Below are 21,075 nucleotides of genomic sequence, written 5' to 3'. Positions count from 1 at the left end.
ATCGATTCAGTGCCTGCTCCAGCCCTTCGCGACATTCAGCGACCATGCGTGTCACCAGTTCGGCGCAGGTCGGGATGTCGTCGACCAGGCCGATGACCTCGCTAAATACAAATCCGTCCCCTTTTTCCCCGGCGGAAATCACGGCGAACCGGGTGCTGGATCAGATTGAAAGCACGATTGCCCACGGACTTGTGGGAGCGAGCCTGCTCGCGAAGAACGTCCAGGCAGCGCGATCATCCAGACAGCCCGCGTTATCGTTGACGACCATCGCGAGCAAGCTTGCTCCTACAGGAGCAGGCTCGCACACAGTTTTTTGTGTGCACCGCATGACTCGGCACTATCATCGGTCGAATCGATTCAGTGCCTGCTCCAGCCCTTCGCGACATTCAGCGACCATGCGTGTCACCAGTTCGGCGCAGGTCGGGATGTCGTCGACCAGGCCGATGACCTGGCTGGCACAGACGAGACCTGCCGTGATGTCACCCGACTCCAGGCCTGTAAGGCCGCGTTCGCCCGACAACAGGTGCTTCAAGTCGTCATAGGTGGCGCCACCCGGACGCTGCTCAAGGGCGACAATTGCTTGCGAGACGTCATTGGTAAAGAACCGCGCAGTTCGCTTGAGGGTTCTCTTGATCAAGGTGGTATCGCGCTCCGTCGCTGCCAGCAAGGCTGCCTTGATATCGTCGTGGATGGCGGATTCCCGGGTCAGCATGAAGCGCGTGCCCATGTTCACGCCGTCGGCACCCAAGGCCAGTGCGGCGGCCATGCTGCGCCCGTTGGCGATGCCACCGGAGGCGATAAAGGGAATCTTCAGGACCTTGCCCAACGCCGGGATCATGATCAGGGCAGGGACATCGTCCTCACCACAATGCCCACCGGCTTCGAAGCCGTCGATAGAAATGACATCGGCGCCGTAACGCTCCGCCGACAGGGCATGGCGTACCGACGTGCACTTGTGAATGACCTTGATGCCGTGCGCCTTCAACCGGGCAATGACCGGCTGGGGGTTGTTGCCGGCCGTTTCGACGATACGCACATCGCCCTGGATGATCGCGTCGATCCAGCCGTCATAGTTCACGTCATTGGCGGTCAGTGACAGCGTGAGGTTCACGCCGAAGGGTTTGCAGGTCAGTTCACGGGTGCGTTCGATTTCACGGCGCAGGTCGTCCGGTGTGGGCTGTGTGCGCGCCGTCACCATGCCCAGGGCGCCGGCGTTCGATACGGCGGCGGCCAGTTGCGCGCGCCCGACCCACTGCATGCCGCCTTCAATGATCGGATACTGGATGCCCAGCAGTTCGGTAATACGGGTTTTCATGATGGTCATCCAATGAGAAAGGAATGCCCGGTATAGAAAAAAAGTAGGAACAGAAATGTTCGATAGAGGAGGGTGACCGCCCACTACATCGAAGCATTTCTGCTCCTACGAAGCTTGTAAAACGAGAGTCAGGCTTGATGATGGACAATCAGCTCGGCCGATCACACCCCCTGTAACGGGTAGGCCAGGCATCCATCAGGTTCGCCCCGGAAAGTTGGGCGCACGCTTTTCGAAAAAGGCTGCCACCCCTTCTTCCAGCGTTGGCAGATCGAGCAACGGGTGTTGGCATTGGCCTAATGCGCAGGATGATCCGGCCCACCCCACGCGGGTGGGTCGGTGACGGGTGGCCAGGGCTTAACCTGCAAACCTGATTCGAAGCCTCGTGCGCAGTGTGCGGGGCAGTCAGGAGCAAGGGGTTGAGCGTCGTGAGTCGTACCATTTCCACTCTGGCAGGAACCCGCCGCAAACTCGACGGCGGCGTTCTGTTCGGCCATACACCGCGGCAGAAATGGTCGCAATGGATGGCGCCGGACCTGGACAACCGGGTCGACATTGCATCCCGGGCATTGCTGGTGCAGCAGGATAGAAAAAACATCCTCGTGCTGGCCGGCGCCGATGCGTTGCTGGCGCCGATACCCCGTGCCTGCCGCTGCCAGCCAGCCGTTTCGGGGTTGCTGGAAAGCCTGGCGCAGCACGGTTTGGGCGAAGACGATATCGATGCGGTGGTGCTGACCCATCTGCATGCACCGCTGTCCGAGGAACTGCTTGAACGGGTCAGGGAAGGGGAGATGCCACGGCTGCTGTTTCGCAAGGCGCATTACCTGGTGGGCGAACGCCACTGGGTGCGAGCACGCCACCCCCATCCACGTGATCGGGAGCTGTTCATCTCGCCGCTCTTGCATCGCCTGGAAAACAGCGGGCGCCTTATCCTGATCGATGGCCATGGCTGCGACCGCCTCGGAAGCGGGTGGCATTTTCATTTCAGCGACGGCTACACACCTGGGCAACTGTTGCCGGAAATCCTGCTGCCCGGCGGGCCTGTGGTGTTTGTCGGCGACCTGATCCCGGGAACGCACTGGCTGAGCCTGAACGTCAACAGCGCCTATGATCGCAATCCCGAATGCGTGGCCGGGGACAAGGAGCGCCTGCTCGATCATCTGGTGGCGATGCGCGGGCGCCTGTTCTTTTCCGTGGACCCGGACGTCGCCATGGTCAAGGTCATGCGCGACCGGCAATCACGCTATGTTCCATTTGATCCGTACACGTCGCTCCATCGCTTCGACAATTGAGCTTTCGGCTGTCGATTGAGAACCCGGACAGGTTACTCCTCGCAATCCGTCGCCATCGGTGACCTGGTCAGTCTCTGATTTTGTCCAAGGCCGAAACAATGCGCTCAGCCGCATCCTGGTCACCGCGGTGTTTGAGTTCGCTAGCCACTTGGTTCAACTGCTGCGCCGTGAGGCCAACATTCATGCTGATCTTCAGGTGCGACTCCAACTGCGGCGCCAACCCTGGCATCGCGGCAAGTGCCCCAACAGTGGCCAGCTCACGAGCAGCCCAATCGAGGTTGTCTCGGGCGAAGATATCCCCGAACAGGTGAACCTTCAGAAACTGGTCAATGGCAGGGGCGAACTCAAACAGCGGCCCTGAGACCGGCGCTCCCACCAGACGGGTTTGATTGTCGGTGCCCAGTTCGAGCAAGGCATGGCCCGACGGCACGGGGCCTGGTTCGCGCCCCGGTTCGTCGTGAACGCCGCGTGCTTCGCGCTCTTGCAACAAACTCATCAGTTGCGAAAGTGCATTGAGGCTGCGCGGGAAACCGGCATACGCATAGAGCTGAACCAGGATTTCCTTGCACTCACTAATCGTTAGGCCGGCATCGAGACCGCGATTGAGCGCGTCGCGCAAACGGGGCATATCGCCGGTCGCCATGCTGGCGCCGATAGAGGCGACAGCCAGTTGTTTTGCAGTCAGGGTTTGTTCAGTCACCATCTTTGTCTCCGAATTGTGTGTGGTACTGGCGAAGCTGTAAGACGAGTTGAAGGTTGACGGGCCGGCGCTATCTGTCGCAGCCGATAGGGCACAGGGCATCCAGGCCGCCAGCCAGAGGCCCTTCCATGCAAGGGAATGATTGCTGAACATGGCCTTGCTCCTTGGATAGGTGGGTTCACCGGGTGTGCGACACCGGCGAACGTGAAGTTAGAAAAGTCAGCAGGGCGGCCAGCATCAGCAGCGCGGCGCTGGCGATAAATGTGCTCTGGTAGCCGAGCGCGTCAAACAGTACGCCGCCGACGGTGGAGCCCACTGCGATAGCCAATTGAACAATCGCCACCATCAGGCCGCCGCCCGCTTCGGCGTGATCCGGCAAGGCGTGCGCAATCCAGCTCCACCAACCCACTGGTGCTGCCGTCGCAATAAAGCCCCAGAGTCCGAGCAATACCGCTACAGCGATAACCCCGGTGCCAGCAGGAATCAGCGCCAGCGCAATAACCGCCATCAGCAGTGAGATGGTACTCAAGGTGCCGTACAGACTGCGCTTGAGGACTACACCGATCAGCGTTGTGCCGCAAAAGCCAGCGACGCCTATCACCAATAGCAGCAGAGAAAGAGTCGGCACCTTGACCTGGGTGACCGTTTCCAGAAACGGGCGCAGGTAAGTGAACAGCGCAAATTGGCCCATGAAAAACAAGCCAGCGGCGGCCATGCCTAGCGCCACCGTGCGATTTTTCAGCAGTTTGAAAACATTGCCGGTACCCGGCGAACGCTTCTGTGTTGGCATGCTCGGTAAGCTTAGCCACTGCCAAACCAGCGCAATCAACGCCACTGGGACCAGGCACAGGAACGCACCACGCCAACCCACCACCGAGCCCAGATAACTGCCCAGTGGCGCTGCCACCACCGTCGCCAGGGCGTTGCCGCTGTTGAAAACAGCCAGCGCCCTGGGCACCTGTGAAGCAGGTACCAGGCGCATCGCAGTGGCTGCCGACATCGACCAGAATCCGCCAATCACTACGCCGATCAGGGCTCGCCCAGCCATGTAGATCAGGTAGTTTGGAGCAAGCGCCACAACGGTGCCCGATACGGCCATCAAACCGGTCAGGGCCAGCAGCAGGGTCTTTCTGTCCAGGGTGCCGGCGATCCAGCTGATCGACAGGCTGGCCAACACCGCAAACGCGCCCGATATGGCAAGGCCCTGGCCCGCCAGGCCTTGGCTGACCTGCAGGTCGTTTGCCAAGGGTGTCAGCAGGCTGACGGGCATGAACTCCGAGGCGATCAGTGCGAATACGCATAGCGTCATCGCATAAACACCTCCCCAATGACCGGTACGCGTACCTGTCTCGCTCAAGGCGGTGGCGTGCAGTTGGACGTCAGCGGTCATTGCAGGTGTTCCTGAAAGAACCGGGTCAGCTTGGCGAAAGGAATCAGGTCGACGCGGTCGTACAGATCGACATGGCCTGCGTTGGGCACGATGACCAGCTCTTTAGGTTCGCCTGCCAGGCGAAACGCCTCTTCGCTGAACTCGCGGGAGTGGGCGTTTTCACCTGCAATAAACAACATCGGGCGAGGCGAAATGCTCTCGATATCGACGAATGGGTAGAAATTCATGAACTTGGTATTACTGCTCAGCGTCGGGCGGGTGGTCTGTTGCGGCGTGGAACCGGCCGGGGTGAATTCGCCACGCGGGGTGCGGTAGAAGTCAAAGAACTCGCGCTGAACAGGGTGAGTGTCGGCATTGAGCTCCTGCACCGTGCCGCCGGTGAATTCGATCTTGCCACCCATAAATTCCGTATAACGCTGCTCGGCCGCCGCCGCGATGAGCAGCTTGCGCGCCTCAAGGGTTTGCGAATGCTTGAGCCCGTTGCGGTTGGCAGCGCCCATGTCATACATGCTGACAGTGGCGATGGCTTTCATGCGCGGGTCGATCTTGGCGGCACTGATGACAAAGCTGCCGCTGCCACAAATCCCCAGCGCGCCAATGCGCTGGCGGTCGATAAACGGCCGCGTGCCGAGGTAATCCACGGCGGCACTGAAGTCCTCGGCGTGCATGTCTGGCAGTACCGCGTTACGTGGTCGTCCTTCGCTTTCGCCCCAGAACGACAAATCCAGCGCCAGGGTAACGAAGCCTTGTTCCGCCAATTTTTGCGCATAGAGGTTGGAGCTTTGCTCCTTGACCGCGCCCATGGGGTGGCCAACGATAATGGCCGGGCTGCGGGTGGCGCTGTCCAGACCTTTTGGCATGAACAGATTGCCCACGACGTTGAGCTGGTACTGATTTTTGAAGCTGACCTTTTGCACGGTCACCTTGTCACTTTTAAAGAAATTATCTGCACCGTTGGACATATCGGCTCCTAAGGCGGTGAATGAACTGATTAGCAACCCGAGCATTACGAGAAGTCTTTTCATGGGGCATCCTTCTTGAGAGAAAGCTGAAGGCGACGTAGCGCGAGGCTCGTCCCTCTTCATGGCGAGAAGCTGGGATGCGGGGTAGTGTTACGCAATAACCAGATTTTGATTAGCTAATGAATGCTTAATGCGGCTATAACCGTATCTAATCAATCATTCGAGCGTGTCCGCGATGGCCAAACCCAATTTCAATGATTTGCTGGCTTTCGTGACGGTGGCGCGGGTGGGCAGCTTTACCCGCGCGGCGGTACAGCTTGGGGTGACGCAATCGGCAGTGAGTCAGGTGGTTTCCGCATTGGAAGCTCGTTTGAAAATTCGCTTGCTGACCCGCACTACGCGCAGCGTATCGCTGACGGCGGCGGGCGAGCGATTGCTGGAAGCGGTGGGCCGTCGCTTCGATGAAATCGAGGCCGAAGTGCAAGCGTTGACCGAGCTGCGCGATAAACCGGCCGGGACGGTACGCATTACCTGCGGCGACAATGTCATCAAGACAACGCTGTTGCCCAAGTTGACGCCGTTGCTGCAGATGTACCCGGATATCAAGCTGGAATTCGATATCAACTATGGCTTTCGCGATATCGTCGCCGACCGCTTCGATGCCGGCGTGCGCTTCAGCGATACGGTGGCCCAGGACATGATCGCCGTGCCCATCGGCCCACCTATACGAATGGCCGTCGTTGCTGCGCCAGGCTATTTTGCGAAAAATCCCGCCCCCGAACACCCTCGCGATCTGGCGGCACACCGCTGTATCGATATCCGCTTTCCCACCTATGACGGCGTGGATGCATGGGAATTCGAACGCCTGGGCAAGAAGGTTAAAGTACGTGTAGACGGCCAGTTGGTATTCAACTCCACCACCCATATCGCCGATGCTGCGGTGGGAGGGCTGGGTATCGCTTATCTGCCCGAAGACGAGTTTGCCCAAGAACTCACCGACGGGCGGCTTATCCGGGTACTGGAGGACTGGTGTGAACCCTTCGGCGGCTTTCATCTGTATTACCCCAGCCGCCGACAACCCTCCCAGGCGTTTTCGCTGGTAGTCGATGCGTTACGGGTTGATCGTTTGCCGCCGACCGGTTGAATCCACTGCCTCTAAAAGTTGATTTTGAAGCCCAGCATCGCGTCATACCCATGACTGTCCCCGTCGAACCCCTGGCGATAACCCGCCGAAGCGGTAAACGTGGTGCGTCGATTGGCCTGGTAGTCGACGCCCAGATTGACTTCACCCCAGGTGCCCTGGATGTCTGACTCGAACGGAACGTAACCCGACTCAGAGGAAAACTCGGTCTTCGGTTGCCCCTTGAACTCATGCCAGACACTGGGACGAACCCATGCGTTGGTACGCCGTTCGCTCTTGTCGACGCCTTCGGTTTCCCAGTCCTTGGCGATGCGCACACCGAGCCGTCCGATCAGTGAGTCCACATCCTTGAACCGAACGTTGGCGCCGACGTCGTCGCTGCTGTCCAGATCGACGTAGCTGTAGATGGCCTGCAACTGCGGTTCGACGTACCAGTCCTTGTCAACCTCGTAGGGGTAGCCGTTTTCCAGCGAGGCGGTATTCGCCTCAATTTCACTCGCCCGCTTACCAGGAGGTCTATCCAATGCTTCAATGGGAGCTCGTGCAGCCAGCGGGAACGTTGCCGCGTGCGGCTCAGGGTAAGCTCTTCGGTGATTTCGGGAGCAAGGCAGGCGAGATGCTGGGTGACTTTTTGTATGGTGAGGTATCAGAGTGAATGAAGTTGCCCCTGGATTGATTGCGTTGCTGATCCTTGCACCCATGATACTGGCTATGGTCGTACAGTGTTACATAGCCCATAAATACACTGAACGTTTTGAGTCGTTTCTTACGAATTGTATCTAATTCTGTGTAAGCAGAAGGAATGTTCCATTCAAGAATTTTCTGCCTCGGGCGCACGGAAGGCCTTGCTGTAGTAGCCGGACTGGTCGAAACAGCAAACGTGCTTCTTGCCGGATGCAAGCATCTCGCAGGCATCACCCATTCGTTTTGCGCGCGTCTTGAGCTGCTTGGCTGAAGTAATCCAGTGTATCCAGTCGACTCGTGCGATGGTCGTCGTATTCTTCCAGACTTCACTAGCCTCGGGATTGGCTGCCAGTGCCTCCTGAAAATCTGCCGGGATGTCAGGCTCGGGTTCCTTCTTCACAGGGGTCAGCTCCAGTGTAACGACATCCCCAACGGCCGCGCCTGTGGCTTCGAGTAATTCTCTACTGACCTGCAGCCAATGGCTCAGCTGACCATCCGGCTCAAGGGTTGCCTGGAAAGGGTGACCATTGATTGTGCCTTCAACGGTCGTCCTTCCTCGCCTCGGAAGTTGTTCACTTGCGTCTCTGGGCAGTACCAGGAACGCCCACGACGCATCATTTTCAGGCTTTGCCGGACGAAGAAGTTTTGCTTCGAATCGGGATTTCACATCGATTGTTGTCATTGCAACTCCTCCAACTAATTCGCCTGGAAAAGGGGATAGATCAATCTAGTCGTATTTTTTCCCTGGCGAACGATTCCTTATCGGTAGATAAATCGTCAGGGCAGGCTCACCGTAATCAGGTAATCCCCGGACCATACCGGCGCACCTGCGCCGTCCACTAATTGGTATTGCTGATCGTAATAGCGACCCTGATCCCTGTCCGCGAGCAGTTTAACCGTGATGTCGGCGGGAGCACTGGTCGGGTCGATGTTACGAACATTGACGACCGGGGTGCGACCTGTAGCGGGGCAGGTTTTCAGATGGAGAGTGGAATCTTTACCCACGCCCGGACTGCAGCCCCGTTCAACGATGCCGCCCTCGAAGCGGATCGAACCTGGGGCAGCAGGCGTGGCCGCCCAACATGTACCGTTCAATGCCAGGAAAATACTGACAGCAACAGGCAGGGACTTGAAGTTCATGGCTCACACTCCTTCGGGTTGTAAGGTCGTCATTGCCGGACAGAACTTAAGGCTTCAGGATAGTGCACATCTTTTTTCCACCGAGCCACTGTTAAGAAATCTCATGCCTGCACACATTCGTCTGGCTGTACCCGCTGATGCGCCGTTGTTGCCCCGCATTGAACGTTCCGCTGCCCAGGCATTCCGCTCGATCGATGGACTGGGTTGGCTTGCGGATGCCGCCACCCTGAGTGTCGAACGCCATCGGCAGTTGATCGCGTTATCGACGTGTTGGGTGGCCGTGGATGCGCAAGGGCAGCCTCAAGGTTTCCTCAGCGCAGAACGCCATGGCAGCGATCTTCATATCGAGGAATTGTCGGTCTGTCAGTCCATGCAGGGCCAGGGTTGGGGGCGAAAACTGGTTGAAACGGCGATGGACCATGCGCGATCGAACCACCTGCGTTGCGTGACGCTGACGACCTTTACCCACGTGCCGTGGAATGCCCCCTTTTACCAGCGTCTTGGGTTCCTGGATAACGCCGGGGCTACTTTGGATGAGCGTTTGGCAGACATCCTGGCACAAGAGTATGCCCACGGTTTTGAACCCGGTATGCGATGCGCCATGTCGTGGCGGGTGGCCCAAACCCGATAGTGTTCAATGGGCGACATTTCAAAGCGAATATCACCTTCCGGTAAATTGGTCACCGGCTGCCAGCGTAGGAGCGAGCTTGCTCGCGAAGGACGTCCAGGCAACGCGATCATCCAGATACCCCGCGTTATCGCTGACGTCCATCGCAAGCAAGCTTGCTCCTACAGGGGAGCACGGCTTGCCCGCGGTGGCGGCCTTGTTCGTCAGCGGCGCCATTTGCGCCACGTCGGCGCGCAAACCGTCGGTGCTATGATCTGGGCATCCATATCTCGCCAAGAGATCCCCCATGGACCGCTTGTCTACCTTGTTGTCCCAGTTCGGCGTGCGTGCAAACCTGTTTTTCAACGGCAAGCTGTGCGGCCTGTCGTCCTACGACGGCGCTGAAGGGCGGGGTTATATCCACCTGCTGCAGGCGGGTAACGTCACCTTGCTGGGCCCCGATCGCAAGGACGTGCCGCTGACCCGGCCCAGCCTGATTTTCCTGCCGCGCCCCAGCCGGCATCAACTGTTTGCCAGTGAGTCCGAGGGCGCTCAACTGTTGTGTGCGTCCATGGCGTTCGAGGGCGGGGTCGATAATCCGTTGTCGGCATCTTTACCCGAGTGCCTGGTGCTGTCCCTGGATGAGCTGCCCATGCTGGCCGACATATTGAAATGGATGTTCGGCGAGGCGGCGGATGTGCATTGTGGCAGGGAGGCCGTGTTGGAGCGTTTGTTCGAACTGCTGATCATCCTGCTGTTTCGGCATCTGCTGGATCACCACCAGTTGCGGACCGGAATGATGGCGGGCCTGGCCGATTCGCGGCTGGCGCGCTCTCTGGTGCAGATTCACAACGCGCCTGAGCGTGCCTGGTCGATTGCGCAATTGGCGAGCGAGTCGAACATGTCCCGCGCGGCCTACGCCGTGCATTTCCGGGAGGTGATCGGGCAGACGCCTGCCGAGTATCTGTTGAGTTGGCGCATCAGCCTGGCGCAGAAACGTCTGCGGGAAGGGCGGTCGATAACGCTGATCGCCGCCGAAGTCGGCTATGAAAGCCCTTCGGCACTGGCTCGCGCGTTTCGACGCAAGACGGGTTACAGCCCGCGGGACTGGATGAAAGATCTGACGGGAGAAGATGATGGGGCAATGGCCTGAAAGCGTCGAACTGCTTCAGGCCATTGCGGGAGGTCGATCATCGGGTTTAACGGCTTTGCAACTTGGTCAGGGAATGGCCGGCGACGAATATCGAAGCGGCAAGCAAGCCAATGTCCTTGAGAAGAAACTGGCCCGGCGCAACCGTGATGGCGGGAAAACCGAGGCCGGGTTCGATCACGCCGGGGGTCGAGAACATGAAGCTCAAGGTGGTGAAGAACAGCCCGGCAGACAGCGCGCCACCGATCAACGACAGCTTGGGCGACAGCAAGCGACCTGCAATCAGGACACCGATCGAGACCTCCAGAACGCCGAGCAGGCTTGCGAAGGTATCGACGTTGAAGATGTCATAGACCCAACCCAGGAAAGGGCTGTTGCTCACCAGCGGAACCAGCCCGACGGCTTCGTAATGGGTGAACTTCATCCCGCCGAACCAGAAGTAAATGACGGCGAGGGCAAAGTAGGCACCGTAGGTACCCACCGCCATGGTTTTGATCCCGAGCGTTGAAGGGATTTGGGCGTTGTGGGTTCTGTTGTTGTCGATGCTTAAGGTTTTCATGATCAAGGCTTCCAGGAGTGTGGTGAGGAACGCTAATCAGCAACCCGGCGCGGTGTGCGTTGGGAGTGGAGCCAGTGTTGCCTTTGCGTGCACACTCGTGGCGTCTGAACGTATTGCGTTCAGTGCAGATCGTCTTGACTCATTGCAGGTCTTGAAAGAGCAGGCGCTGTGAAAGAAAGTCGATGAACTCCCGGATTCGGGCCGGAACATGATCGCCAGCCGCCCTGAACGCGTAAATGCCAGAGGTGCTCGGAGCGGAAAACTCCTGCAGCTCCGGTAAATGGCTTCATCAATCGCCAGCCTGCAACGCACCCTGGAGGGCACCCATGACCATGTCATGCAGCAGCTTGCGGCGTGCTGCCTTGCTTGGCTGAGACTCCCCAACCCAGGACGGCAGTTGGTTGAGCAGGGAAACGATGCCGCTCAAGGTGGCGCGCCGGCTGACGCTCACCGGTATACCGGTGAGCTGCTCTATCGTACCCACCAGGTGTTCCTCGTAGCGCCGACGCAAGGCCAGGATCGAGGCACGCTGTTCGTTGCTCAGACAATGGAGGTCATACTCCGCCAAGCGGAAATGCGCCCCCATACGATCATGCAACAGCAGGTGCGACTCAAGCAGAGCATGCAGTCGTACAGCAGGTGCGGATTTGCGACGGTTCACCAGGCCTGCGCCATGCAGCAACTGTTCGTAGAGTTCCTCGATCAATTCGAACAGCAGGGCCTCCTTGCTATCGATGTGGTTGTAAACGGAGCCGACCTTTATTCCCAGGCAAGCGGCCAGGTCGCGCATGCTGACCCGACTGAAGCCACATCTGGCAAATAGCTCGAGGGCTTTTTGCCGGGTTTGCAGGTAGCGCGAGGGGTGAGTTTGTTCGATGGGCCCTGCCAAAACAGTTGTCGGGCCGGCACGGCGGGCCGTAAACAGCCGGGACGCAGTCATGGAATCGATACCTCCATCGTGGCTCATCGATTTCATATGCGAAACTGACCCAATAACCGATTGAGCTGGTCCGCCATTTGGCCCAATTTCTGGCTGGCCTCGTTGGACTGGTCTGCTGCCAGGGCATTCTCGAGGGCCAGCGAGGTGGCGTGGGTGACATTCTGGTTGATGTCCTCGACCACGTGGGACTGCTCCAGGGTGGCACTGGCAATTGAGGCATTCAGTTCAGTGAGATTGCGCAGTGCGCTAATGACCTGGTGCAGGCTTTCGCCGGTCTCGCGGGCCTGTTCCACGGTTTGCTGAGCGGCCTGGCTGCTGGCATTGATGACGTTCACCGCCGCTTCCGAGTTGCCCTGCAGGCGTTCGATCATGACCTGAATCTGTGCGGTGGACTGCTGGGTGCGCTGGGCCAGCAGGCGCACTTCGTCTGCCACCACGGCGAAGCCACGACCCTGTTCGCCGGCGCGGGCCGCCTCAATGGCGGCATTCAGCGCCAGCAGGTTGGTCTGCTCGGCGATGGCGCGGATCACTTCCAGCACGCTGCCGATCTGGGTGCTTTCCTGGGCCAGGCTCTGAATCACTTCCACAGCCTGGCCGATGGTCTCGGACAACTGGTCGATCTGGCGCAGGCTGCTGTCGATATTGTGCTGGCCCTTGCAGGCCTGCTCATCGGCCCGGCGTACTTCGTTGGCGGCGTGCTCGGCGTTCCTCGCCACTTCCTGCACAGCATGGGAAACCTCGTGAATGGCGGTGGCCACCAGTTCCATTTGCTGTGATTGCTGTTGGCATTGGCGCTGGTTATTGCCGGCAATCTCTGCGAGCGATTGCGAGGCTTGGTCCAGGCCGCCAGCGGTCTGCATGGACTGACCGATCACAGTGCGCAGCTTGCTGGTGAACGCGTTGAAGTGGCCACTCAGCGCGGTCACTTCATCGCGCCAGCGACTGTCCAGGTTGTTGGTCAGGTCGGCTTCGCTGCTGGCGATGTTCTCCATTGCGTTGACCACTTGTGCCAATGGCGAGGCAATGCTGCGGGCAATCAGCAGGATAAGCGCACTGAGCACCAGGGTGATCGTCAGCAGAATGACGAAGGCCTGTATCAGCTGGCGGCGGAACTCGACTTGCACGTCGTCGATGTAGATGCCCGAGCCCACGATCCAGCCCCAAGGCTTGAACAGTTCGACGTAGGAAACCTTCTCCACCGGCGCGTCGGAGCCCGGTTTTGGCCAACGGTAGCGCACCAGGCCGGAGCCGTCGCGTACGGCCACGGTAACCATCTCGTCGAACAGTGCCTTGCCATCAGGGTCGCGAGTGCCGGCCATGCGCTTGCCCTCAAGCTTGCCATTGGGGTGCATGACCAGGCGTGTGTCGAGGTCTTCGATCCAGAAGTAGTCCTCGCGGTCGTAGCGCAGGTCGCGTATGACCGCGCTGGCCTGTTGTTGCGCCTGCTCACGAGTGAGGCCGTGGCCTTCCAGGCTCTGGAAATGGCGCAGGATGCCGCTGGCGGTCTCGACCACATGACGGGTTTTCAGCGCCTTGGCCGCATAGAGGTCGTCATGGTTCTGCTTGAGCATCAGGCCAGCGAGAATCAGCAGCATCAGGATGGATGTCAGCAGGATCAACCACAGGCGGCGGCTGATGGGAATATTACGCAGGCCGAGCATGGGCAACTCCGGAAGGCGGGCAGAAAAGGGGGCGGCCGCACGCGGGGAGCGTCCGGCCAAGGGCTCAGAGCGCGTAGTGGGCCAGTTCGCGAGCGATCAGCAGGCGCTGGACCTCGCTGGTGCCTTCGTAGATCTGGGTAATGCGTGCATCGCGGTAGTAGCGCTCCACCGGGTAATCCTCCAGGTAGCCGTAACCGCCATGGATCTGCAGGGCGCTGGAGCACACGCGCTCCGCCATTTCCGAGGCGAACAGCTTGGCCTGCGAAGCTTCTGACAAGCACGGTTGCCCGGCACTTTTCAGGCGCGCGGCATGCAGCACCAGCAGGCGGGTAGCATTGAGCCGGGTGTGCATATCGGCGAGCAGGTTGGACACGCTCTGGTGTTCGATGATCGGCTTGCCGAACTGGATGCGTTCGCGGGCGTATCCCAATGCGGCCTCGAAGGCGGCGCGGGCAATGCCCAAGGCCTGGGCGGCGATACCGATGCGACCGCCTTCCAGGTTCGACAGGGCGATGGCCAGGCCCTTGCCGCGCTCGCCCAGCAGGTTGGCCTCGGGGATAGAGCAGTTATTCAGGGTCACCGCGCAGGTATCGGAGGCCTTGATGCCCATCTTGTGTTCGCTGCGGTCAACCACGAATCCGGGATTGTCAGTCGGCACCAGGAAAGCCGACAGGCCCTTCTTGCCCAGTTGCGCATCGGTGACGGCAAAGACAATGGCCAGCCTGGCGCGCTTGCCGTTGCTGACGAACTGCTTGGCGCCGTTGATGACCCAGTGGCCGTCGCGCAATTCGGCGCGAGTGCGCAGGTTGTGGGCTTCGGTGCCGGCCTGTGGCTCTGTCAGGCAGAAGCAGCCAATGGCCTGGCCGCTGGCCAAAAGCGGCAGCCAGTCGGCTTGCTGGGATGGGCTGCCATATTTCAGCAGAGGACCACAGCCGACCGAATTGTGGATGCTCATCAATGCCCCGAGGGCACCGTCGCCGGCCGAGATTTCCTCTACGGCCAGGGCGTAGGCCACATAGTCGGTGTAGCTGCCACCCCAGGTGTCCGGCACCACCATGCCCAGCAGGCCCAGTTCACCCATCTGCGCTACCACGGCGTCATCGATCCAGCCGGCCTTTTCCCAGCCTTGGGCAAACGGGCCGACTTCGCTGCGGGCGAAGTCGCGTGCCATGTCGCGGATCATGCGTTGTTCTTCGGTCAATTCGATATCGTGCATTGCGAGTCTCCTGCCGATCAGGCGGTACGAAGGGGTTTGCCAGCGGCCGGGCGAAAGCCGCTGAAGAAGGCCTGCACCCGCGCAGGTACCAGCTCTGCCAGGGTTGGCGGGTTCCAGCGTGGGGTCTTGTCCTTGTCGATGATCAGGGCGCGCACCCCCTCCATCAGGTCGCCCTTGTCGAACCACTGATAGTCCAGGTGCAGTTCCAGGGAAAAACAGTCGGCCAGGCTCAGGTACCGACCGCGACGCAACAGCTCCAGCGTCGTCGCCATTGCCAGCGGCGAGCGGCTGTCGAGCCGCTCGACCGTCTGTTCGGCCCAGTCGCGTAGCTCGGGGCGCTCCTCGCGCTGCAGGGCGTTGCGAATCGCCGGCACATCAGGCAGGGAGAAATATTCATCGATCACCTGGCGATAGGCCTTGAGTTCCGATCCGGCAATGCGCTCGGTGGCCAGGCTGGCGAGCAGGTCTTGCAGGTCTTCGTCGGGCGCACGGGTCCAGTTCAGATGATCCAGGGCGGCATCCAGTTCGACCAGCCGCTCGCTGGGCAGACAGTAGTCGGCCAGGTTGGCATAGAGCGCATCGGCGGCACGTACCTGGCAGCCCGTAACCCCCAGATAGATACCCAGCTCACCCGGAAGGCGCGGCAGGAAATAGCTGCCGCCGACATCGGGGAAAAAGCCGATGCCGACTTCCGGCATGCCCATCCGCGTGCGCTCCGTGATCACCCTCAGCGAGGCAGCCTGCGCCAGGCCCATGCCGCCGCCGAGGACAAAACCGTCCAGCAGCGCCAGCACCGGTTTGGAGTAGCCATGCAGGTACTCGTCGAGGGCGTACTCTTCCTCGAGGAACAGCTCGTGCAGGTTGTCCCCGGCCTTGTGACTGTCATACAGCATGCGGATGTCGCCGCCGGCGCAGAAGGCTTTTTCCCCGGCGCCACGGATGGTCACGGCGACAATCTCCGGGTCCTGTTCCCAGACCCACAGGTGCCGGCATAGCAGTGTCACCATGGGCAGGTCCAGGGTGTTCAACGCGCCTGGTCGATTCAGCGTCAGGTGACCGATTCGATTGCGCACACTGGCCAGCACTGGTGCTTGCTGCTCGTTCATGCCTGGGCTTCCCCACGGAACATTTTGATGATGGCGGAGAAGTCCAGACCGCCGTTTCCTTGCAGGCTGAAGGTCTGGTACAGCTGCTGGGCTGCAGCACCGAGCACCACCGGCTGACGCGCCTGTTTGGCGGCTTCGGTGGCGAGGCCCAGGTCCTTGAGCATCAGGTCGGTACCAAAGCCGCCACTGTAACCACGCGAGGCCGGAGCATTTTCCAGCACGCCCGGGAACGGATTGTTGATCTCAGAGCTCCAGCACCGACCGGTGGAGGTACCGATTACACCGGCCAGCACCTTGGCGTCCATGCCCAGGGCCACACCCAGGGCCATGGCCTCGGCGACGCCGACCATGGAAATGCCGAGCAGCATGTTGTTGGCAATCTTGGCCACCTGGCCGTTACCTGCTGCGCCGCAATGCACGATGTTCCTGCCCATGGCCGAGAGGATCGGCAGGGCCTGGTCGTACACGCTGACCGGGCCGCCCACCATGAACGTCAGGGTGCCTGCCGTCGCGCCGCCGGTGCCGCCGGAGACCGGCGCGTCGAGCATCGGGTTGCCTTGGGCAAAGGCGAATCTGGCCACCTCTCGGGCACTTAGCGGGTCGATGGTGGAACTGTCGATCAACAGCACGCCTTGGCCAATATTGGCCAACAGGCCGTCCTTGCCGCGATAGACCTGCTTCACATGGTCTGCGGTTGGCAGCATGGTGATGATCACTTCAACCCCGGCCTTGGCCACGCCGGCGGGTGAGTCCGCGGCGCTGGCGCCAGCCTCGACCAGGGCGGCGACTGCCTGCGCAAAGGGATCGAAGACGGTCAGGCTGTGGCCAGCCTTGAGCAGGTTGCGGGCCATTGGGCCACCCATGTTGCCGAGGCCGAGAAATCCGATATGCATGATGACTACCTTTTGCGTGTGGCGACGCGCTGTTGCGCATCGACCAGTAATGTCTGGCATTGCACCGTTCAGCTCCTGGCCGGCCGACGTTGTGCGCCGGCCGGCTGGGATCATTTCAGGGTGATGGTGGTGTTCACCGTACCGCCGGTGTCATCTTCGTCGAACCAGCGCTGGGTGACCGTCTTGGTCTGGGTGTAGAAGGTCACCACTTGCTTGCCGTAAGGGCCCAGGTCGCCGAGCTTGGACGCGCGCGAACCGGAGAAGGAAAACAGCGGGACCGGTACTGGAATCGGCACGTTGATGCCCACCTGGCCGACGTCGATTTCTTCCTGGAAGTGACGGGCAGCGGCGCCGGAGCGGGTGAACAGGGCGGTACCGTTGCCATTCGGGTTGGCGTTGATGATCTCGATCGCCTCGCTCAGGCTGGCGGCCTGCATGACGCACAGCACCGGGCCGAAGATTTCCTCGCGGTACACGGACATTTGCGCAGTGACGCTGGAGAAGATGGTCGGGCCGACGAAATTGCCGTCCTGGTAGCCGGGCACGCTCGGGTTGCGTCCATCGAGTTCGAGCCTGGCGCCTTCTTCGATGCCGCTGGCGATCAGGCTGTTGACGCGATCCAGTGCCGCGCAGGAGATCACCGGGCCGATGTCGGTGCCAGGTTCGGTACCGGCATTGATCTTGAGGGTTTTGGTCCGCTCGATCAGGTCCGGCAACCAGCTCTGCGCTTCACCCACCAGGATCACCACTGGCAGGGCCATGCAGCGCTGGCCGGCGGCGCCGAAGGAGGCGCCCAGCAGGTTGTTCAACGTCTGCTGCTTGTTGGCATCGGGCAGGACGATGGCATGGTTCTTCGCGCCCATCATGCACTGTGCGCGCTTGCCGTTCTGGGTGGCGCGGTTGTAGACATGGGTGCCGACCTTGGTCGAACCCACGAAGGACACGGCCTTGATGTCCGGGTGGTCGCAAATCAGGTTCACCGCATCGACGCCACCATGGATGACGTTGAGCACTCCCTTGGGTACACCGGCCTCCAGCGCCAGTTCAACCAGGCGCATGGTCACCAGTGGGTCTTGCTCGGACGGCTTGAGGATAAAGGTGTTGCCGGTAGCGATGGCCATCGGGAACATCCACAATGGGATCATCGCCGGGAAGTTGAACGGGGTGATGCCGGCGCACACGCCCAGCGGCTGCATCAAGGTATAGGTGTCGACACCGTTGGCGACGTTATTGGCCAACTCACCCATCTGCAGGTTACCGATGGCGGTGGCGTGCTCGACCACCTCCAGACCGCGGAACACATCACCTTCGGCATCCGGCAGGGTCTTGCCCTGTTCGGCGGTGAGCAGGGCGGCCAGTTCCTTGATGTTCTCGCGGATCAGCTGCTGGTATTTGAAGAAGATCCGGGAGCGGGCGCCGATCGGCGTCTTGCGCCAGGTCTTGAACGCTTCCTTGGCGCTGGCCACGGCAGCGTCCATTTCCTCGGCGGTGGCGAAGGGCACGCGAGCCAGGACTTCCTGAGTCGCCGGGTTGACCACGTCGCGCCACTGAGTGCTGCGTGATTCGACGAACTCGCCGTTGATGAGAAGCTTGACGCTTGGAATGCTGGAAGAGGTCATTTTCAGTTCTGCCTACTTTCTTTGGGTCGAGTTAAGCCACTCGGCCTGGATGGCCGAGCGGTCGGAATTGAATTCAGGAGGGCCGGCGTACCGGCCCGGGTTCAGCCCTTGAGCTGTGGGAAGTCTTCTTCGAAGTACTCTTGAGCGCCGCGTGCATCATTCTGGCGGCGCTGCACTTCCATCTGGCGCAGTTCTACCCGGCGGATTTTCCCGGAGATGGTCTTGGGCAGTTCGCTGACGAATTCGATGCGCCGCACCCGCTTGTACGGCGCCAGATGCTCGCGGGCGAAGGCGAGGATACTGCCGGCGAGCTCAGCGCTGCCGGGTTCGTCATGGGCCAGGATGAGGAAAGCCTTGGGCACGGCCAGGCGAAGCGGATCGGGGCTTGGGACCACGGCCACTTCCATTACCGCCGGGTGCTCGATCAGCGCGCTTTCCAGCTCAAAGGGGCTGATGCGGTAGTCGGAGGCCTTGAACACGTCGTCGGCGCGGCCGACAAAGGTGATGTAGCCCTCGGCGTCGATCTGCGCGGTGTCGCCGGTGCGGTAGTAGCCGTCGCGCATCACTTCGGCGGTTTTTTCCGGGCTGTCCTCATAGCACAGCATCAGGCCAAGTGGACGCACGTCCAACGGCAGGGCGACTTCGCCCTCATTGCCGGGTACCCCGTCGGGGTCGAGCATGGTCACCCGGTAGCCCGGCAGCGGACGGCCCATGGAGCCGGGTTTGAGCACCTGGCCGGGGGTGTTGCCGACCAGGGCGGTGGTTTCCGACTGGCCGAAGCCGTCTCGCAGCGGCAAGTCCCAGGCATGCAGGATCTGCTCGATGATCTCCGGGTTGAGTGGCTCACCGGCGCCCACCAGTTCGCGCAGGCACAGGCGCGCCTTGTAACTGGCCAGGTCCTCCTGGATCAGCATGCGCCACACGGTCGGCGGGGCGCACAGGCTGGTGACGCCGTAGCGCTCCAGGGTGCCGAGCAGGGCCGGGGCACTGAAGCGCGCGACATTGTGGATGAAGATGCAGGCGCCGGCGTTCCAGGGGGCGAAGAGGCAGCTCCAGGCGTGCTTGGCCCAGCCCGGTGACGAGATGTTCAAGTGCAGGTCACCCGGTTGCAGGCCGATCCAGTACATGGTCGACAGGTGGCCGACCGGGTAACTCTGGTGGCTGTGCAGCACCATCTTCGGCTTGGAGGTGGTACCGGAGGTGAAGTACAGCAGCATCGGGTCGGTGGCCAGGGTGCGGCCTTCGACGTCGAACTGCTCGGAATACTCGCTGGCGGCGCTGTGCGGGGTCCAGCCAGCGGGGGCCGGGCCGACGCAGATGCGACTGCAGCCGTCACCCAGGCCGACGAACTTGTCGACATGGGCGCTGCCGACCACCAGATGACGAACCTGGCCGCGCTCGATGCGGTCGCCCAGGTCATCGGGGGTCAGCAGGGCGGTGGCGGGGATAACCACGGCGCCAAGCTTGAAGGCGGCCAGCATGGTTTCCCACAGGGCGACGTCGTTGCCGAGCATCAGCAGGATGCGCTCGCCGCGGCGCACACCGAGGGCACGCAAGTGGTTGGCCACCTGATTGGAGCGTGAGGCCAGTTGCTGGAAGCTGTAGCGCTGCTCGCTGCCGTCTTCTTCGACGATCCACAGGGCGTTGGCCTGGTTGCCCTCGGCCATGGCATCGAAGTAATCCAGGGCCCAGTTGAACTCGTTCAGTTGCGGCCAGCGGAAGTCACGCACGGCAGTGGCGTAGTCGGTACGGTGGGCCAGCAGGAAATCGCGAGCGGCGAGGAAGGGTTGGCAGTTGCTGTTCATTTAAGTCTCCATCGATCGCGGGGGCGATCGGCGCGGTAACGGGTACGGGATGGTCAAGCGGCGAGGGGGGCTTCGCTGCGGGCAGCAATGCGTACGGGACGCGTGCAGGTACCTGAGAGCGGGGAGACGATGGCAAGCATGGATGTCTTCACGGTGGATGCCCTTGTTTGTTTTTGTTGGGTCTGGCCCGGTTCAAGACCAGGCGCTTGGGTTCAGTATATGCATGCAAAAATCAATTAAAAATGCTCATAATCACCGGTACGTTGTGCAAAAAAATCATAGCTGTGGCGCGTTGGATGGGAGGCCGTTCGCACTGTCAGAGAATGCGAGCGGCCCCGTCTGGCGGGGGGTTACCAGAGCGCCAGGGTATAGCTGAGGATCAGGCGGTTTTCATCCAGGTCACTGCCGAAGTGGCTGGAGCGCACCGTCGCGTTGCGCCACTTCACCCCGACATTTTTCAGCGGCCCGCTCTGCACGACATACCCAATGTCGGTATCGCGCTCCCATTCCTTGCCCTCGGGACGGTTGTTGCCCAGGTCAATGTTGTCGCCGGTGAGGTAGCGCGTCATGAAGGTCAGGCCGGGCACGCCCATGGCCGCGAAGTTGTAGTCGTAGCGCGCCTGCCAGGACTTTTCGTCCTTGCTGGCGAAGTCGCCGATCTGCACGAAGTTCACCAGGAACGCGTCGGCACCGTTGATGTAGGCGAAACCGGTGTCGCCGCTCATGCCTTGATAGCCAAGGCCGAAGGCATGCCCGCCGAGGCTGTAGGTGAACATGGCACCAATCGCGTTGTTGTCGACATTGCTGCCGCCATCGTCGCTGGAACGGGCGTAACGCAGGTCGGTCTTCAATGACTGGCCGCTGGTCACCGGCCACACGTAGGTCAGGTTGACCATGT

Annotated in this window: 20 protein-coding genes; 4 read left to right on the top strand and 16 right to left on the bottom strand. The window is 60.8% G+C overall.

Features of this window, described 5'->3' with window-relative positions; genetic code table 11:
- Nucleotides 1-340: 340 nt before the first annotated feature.
- A complete protein-coding gene (locus SOP85_RS27895; RefSeq protein WP_323628958.1) occupies nt 341-1,324 on the bottom strand; it encodes an NAD(P)H-dependent flavin oxidoreductase in 984 nt (327 codons plus the stop codon).
- 416 nt (nt 1,325-1,740) lie between these two features.
- Here SOP85_RS27895 and SOP85_RS27890 point away from each other — a divergent pair, with 416 nt between their 5' ends.
- Nucleotides 1,741-2,604, top strand: a complete 864-nt coding sequence (locus tag SOP85_RS27890) for an MBL fold metallo-hydrolase (RefSeq protein WP_323609327.1) — start codon at nt 1,741-1,743, stop codon at nt 2,602-2,604.
- Nucleotides 2,605-2,671: 67 nt separating this feature from the next.
- Here the strand turns inward: SOP85_RS27890 and SOP85_RS27885 are convergent, their stop codons facing one another.
- From SOP85_RS27885 to SOP85_RS27875, 3 genes are read right to left on the bottom strand one after another with little or no spacing between them, the layout of a single operon-like run.
- On the bottom strand, nt 2,672-3,457 hold the full coding sequence (locus SOP85_RS27885) for a carboxymuconolactone decarboxylase family protein (protein ID WP_323609328.1): 786 nt from the start codon (nt 3,455-3,457) through the stop codon (nt 2,672-2,674).
- A gap of 25 nt (nt 3,458-3,482) precedes the next feature.
- Nucleotides 3,483-4,694: an MFS transporter gene (locus tag SOP85_RS27880; RefSeq protein WP_323628957.1), complete on the bottom strand. Its 1,212-nt coding sequence runs from the start codon at nt 4,692-4,694 to the stop codon at nt 3,483-3,485.
- Nucleotides 4,691-5,719, bottom strand: coding sequence for an alpha/beta hydrolase (locus SOP85_RS27875; RefSeq protein ID WP_323628956.1), 1,029 nt, complete (start codon nt 5,717-5,719; stop codon nt 4,691-4,693). The genes SOP85_RS27880 and SOP85_RS27875 overlap by 4 nt, the downstream gene beginning before the upstream one ends.
- A 172-nt stretch (nt 5,720-5,891) precedes the next feature.
- Between SOP85_RS27875 and SOP85_RS27870 the strand changes: the two genes are divergently transcribed.
- Complete coding sequence (locus SOP85_RS27870; protein ID WP_274076761.1) at nt 5,892-6,800, top strand: LysR family transcriptional regulator; 909 nt, start codon at nt 5,892-5,894, stop codon at nt 6,798-6,800.
- Nucleotides 6,801-6,811: 11 nt separating this feature from the next.
- Here SOP85_RS27870 and SOP85_RS27865 read toward each other — a convergent pair whose 3' ends face one another.
- From SOP85_RS27865 to SOP85_RS27855, 3 genes are all read right to left on the bottom strand, one after another.
- On the bottom strand, nt 6,812-7,321 hold the full coding sequence (locus tag SOP85_RS27865; protein WP_323628955.1) for an autotransporter outer membrane beta-barrel domain-containing protein: 510 nt from the start codon (nt 7,319-7,321) through the stop codon (nt 6,812-6,814).
- 287 nt (nt 7,322-7,608) lie between these two features.
- On the bottom strand, nt 7,609-8,163 hold the full coding sequence (locus tag SOP85_RS27860; RefSeq protein ID WP_323628954.1) for a YdeI/OmpD-associated family protein: 555 nt from the start codon (nt 8,161-8,163) through the stop codon (nt 7,609-7,611).
- Nucleotides 8,164-8,258: 95 nt separating this feature from the next.
- Complete coding sequence (locus tag SOP85_RS27855) at nt 8,259-8,621, bottom strand: type 1 fimbrial protein (protein WP_323628953.1); 363 nt, start codon at nt 8,619-8,621, stop codon at nt 8,259-8,261.
- Between the two features lie 103 nt (nt 8,622-8,724).
- On the opposite strand from SOP85_RS27855, the gene SOP85_RS27850 reads away from it, so the two are divergent.
- Together SOP85_RS27850 and SOP85_RS27845 are read left to right on the top strand one after the other, a co-directional pair.
- Nucleotides 8,725-9,252, top strand: a complete 528-nt coding sequence (locus SOP85_RS27850) for a GNAT family N-acetyltransferase (protein ID WP_323609345.1) — start codon at nt 8,725-8,727, stop codon at nt 9,250-9,252.
- Between the two features lie 283 nt (nt 9,253-9,535).
- On the top strand, nt 9,536-10,381 hold the full coding sequence (locus SOP85_RS27845) for a helix-turn-helix transcriptional regulator (RefSeq protein WP_323628952.1): 846 nt from the start codon (nt 9,536-9,538) through the stop codon (nt 10,379-10,381).
- A 46-nt stretch (nt 10,382-10,427) separates the two neighbouring features.
- On the opposite strand, the gene SOP85_RS27840 is transcribed toward SOP85_RS27845, so the two are convergent.
- From SOP85_RS27840 to SOP85_RS27800, 9 genes are all read right to left on the bottom strand, one after another.
- Entirely contained in the window at nt 10,428-10,937 is a 510-nt protein-coding gene (locus SOP85_RS27840; RefSeq protein ID WP_323628950.1) for a YkgB family protein, read from the bottom strand.
- Nucleotides 10,938-11,226: 289 nt separating this feature from the next.
- Nucleotides 11,227-11,877, bottom strand: a complete 651-nt coding sequence (locus tag SOP85_RS27835) for a TetR/AcrR family transcriptional regulator (protein WP_323628949.1) — start codon at nt 11,875-11,877, stop codon at nt 11,227-11,229.
- Between the two features lie 32 nt (nt 11,878-11,909).
- Nucleotides 11,910-13,538 carry a methyl-accepting chemotaxis protein gene (locus SOP85_RS27830; RefSeq protein ID WP_323628948.1) on the bottom strand — a complete coding sequence of 543 codons (1,629 nt, stop codon included), beginning with the start codon at nt 13,536-13,538 and terminating at the stop codon, nt 11,910-11,912.
- A 64-nt stretch (nt 13,539-13,602) separates the two neighbouring features.
- On the bottom strand, nt 13,603-14,754 hold the full coding sequence (locus SOP85_RS27825) for an acyl-CoA dehydrogenase family protein (RefSeq protein WP_323628946.1): 1,152 nt from the start codon (nt 14,752-14,754) through the stop codon (nt 13,603-13,605).
- Nucleotides 14,755-14,771: 17 nt separating this feature from the next.
- Entirely contained in the window at nt 14,772-15,860 is a 1,089-nt protein-coding gene (locus SOP85_RS27820; protein ID WP_323628945.1) for an enoyl-CoA hydratase/isomerase family protein, read from the bottom strand.
- Nucleotides 15,857-16,753, bottom strand: coding sequence for a 3-hydroxyisobutyrate dehydrogenase (gene mmsB, locus SOP85_RS27815; protein ID WP_323628944.1), 897 nt, complete (start codon nt 16,751-16,753; stop codon nt 15,857-15,859). Before mmsB ends, SOP85_RS27820 begins: the two co-directional genes overlap by 4 nt.
- A gap of 110 nt (nt 16,754-16,863) precedes the next feature.
- Nucleotides 16,864-18,372: a CoA-acylating methylmalonate-semialdehyde dehydrogenase gene (locus tag SOP85_RS27810; protein WP_323609342.1), complete on the bottom strand. Its 1,509-nt coding sequence runs from the start codon at nt 18,370-18,372 to the stop codon at nt 16,864-16,866.
- 101 nt (nt 18,373-18,473) lie between these two features.
- Entirely contained in the window at nt 18,474-20,177 is a 1,704-nt protein-coding gene (locus SOP85_RS27805) for an AMP-binding protein (protein WP_323628943.1), read from the bottom strand.
- Nucleotides 20,178-20,527: 350 nt separating this feature from the next.
- On the bottom strand, nt 20,528-21,075 hold a 548-nt coding region (locus SOP85_RS27800), incomplete at its 5' end, for an OprD family outer membrane porin (protein ID WP_323628942.1).

The sequence above is a fragment of the Pseudomonas sp. YuFO20 genome (genome assembly GCF_035064975.1).
Taxonomy (GTDB): domain Bacteria; phylum Pseudomonadota; class Gammaproteobacteria; order Pseudomonadales; family Pseudomonadaceae; genus Aquipseudomonas; species Aquipseudomonas putida_AE.
This window is presented reverse-complemented; position numbering and strand designations above follow the sequence as displayed.

Coding starts and splice junctions, on each gene's coding strand:
- SOP85_RS27855 (WP_323628953.1), bottom strand. CDS start 8,621: ATGAACTTCAAGTCCCTGCCTGTTGCTGTCAGTATTTTCCTGGCATTG.
- SOP85_RS27840 (WP_323628950.1), bottom strand. CDS start 10,937: ATGAAAACCTTAAGCATCGACAACAACAGAACCCACAACGCCCAAATC.
- SOP85_RS27870 (WP_274076761.1), top strand. CDS start 5,892: ATGGCCAAACCCAATTTCAATGATTTGCTGGCTTTCGTGACGGTGGCG.
- SOP85_RS27805 (WP_323628943.1), bottom strand. CDS start 20,177: ATGAACAGCAACTGCCAACCCTTCCTCGCCGCTCGCGATTTCCTGCTG.
- SOP85_RS27820 (WP_323628945.1), bottom strand. CDS start 15,860: ATGAACGAGCAGCAAGCACCAGTGCTGGCCAGTGTGCGCAATCGAATC.
- SOP85_RS27875 (WP_323628956.1), bottom strand. CDS start 5,719: ATGAAAAGACTTCTCGTAATGCTCGGGTTGCTAATCAGTTCATTCACC.
- SOP85_RS27860 (WP_323628954.1), bottom strand. CDS start 8,163: ATGACAACAATCGATGTGAAATCCCGATTCGAAGCAAAACTTCTTCGT.
- SOP85_RS27880 (WP_323628957.1), bottom strand. CDS start 4,694: ATGACCGCTGACGTCCAACTGCACGCCACCGCCTTGAGCGAGACAGGT.
- SOP85_RS27895 (WP_323628958.1), bottom strand. CDS start 1,324: ATGACCATCATGAAAACCCGTATTACCGAACTGCTGGGCATCCAGTAT.
- SOP85_RS27825 (WP_323628946.1), bottom strand. CDS start 14,754: ATGCACGATATCGAATTGACCGAAGAACAACGCATGATCCGCGACATG.
- SOP85_RS27830 (WP_323628948.1), bottom strand. CDS start 13,538: ATGCTCGGCCTGCGTAATATTCCCATCAGCCGCCGCCTGTGGTTGATC.
- mmsB (WP_323628944.1), bottom strand. CDS start 16,753: ATGCATATCGGATTTCTCGGCCTCGGCAACATGGGTGGCCCAATGGCC.
- SOP85_RS27845 (WP_323628952.1), top strand. CDS start 9,536: ATGGACCGCTTGTCTACCTTGTTGTCCCAGTTCGGCGTGCGTGCAAAC.
- SOP85_RS27835 (WP_323628949.1), bottom strand. CDS start 11,877: ATGACTGCGTCCCGGCTGTTTACGGCCCGCCGTGCCGGCCCGACAACT.
- SOP85_RS27810 (WP_323609342.1), bottom strand. CDS start 18,372: ATGACCTCTTCCAGCATTCCAAGCGTCAAGCTTCTCATCAACGGCGAG.
- SOP85_RS27850 (WP_323609345.1), top strand. CDS start 8,725: ATGCCTGCACACATTCGTCTGGCTGTACCCGCTGATGCGCCGTTGTTG.
- SOP85_RS27885 (WP_323609328.1), bottom strand. CDS start 3,457: ATGTTCAGCAATCATTCCCTTGCATGGAAGGGCCTCTGGCTGGCGGCC.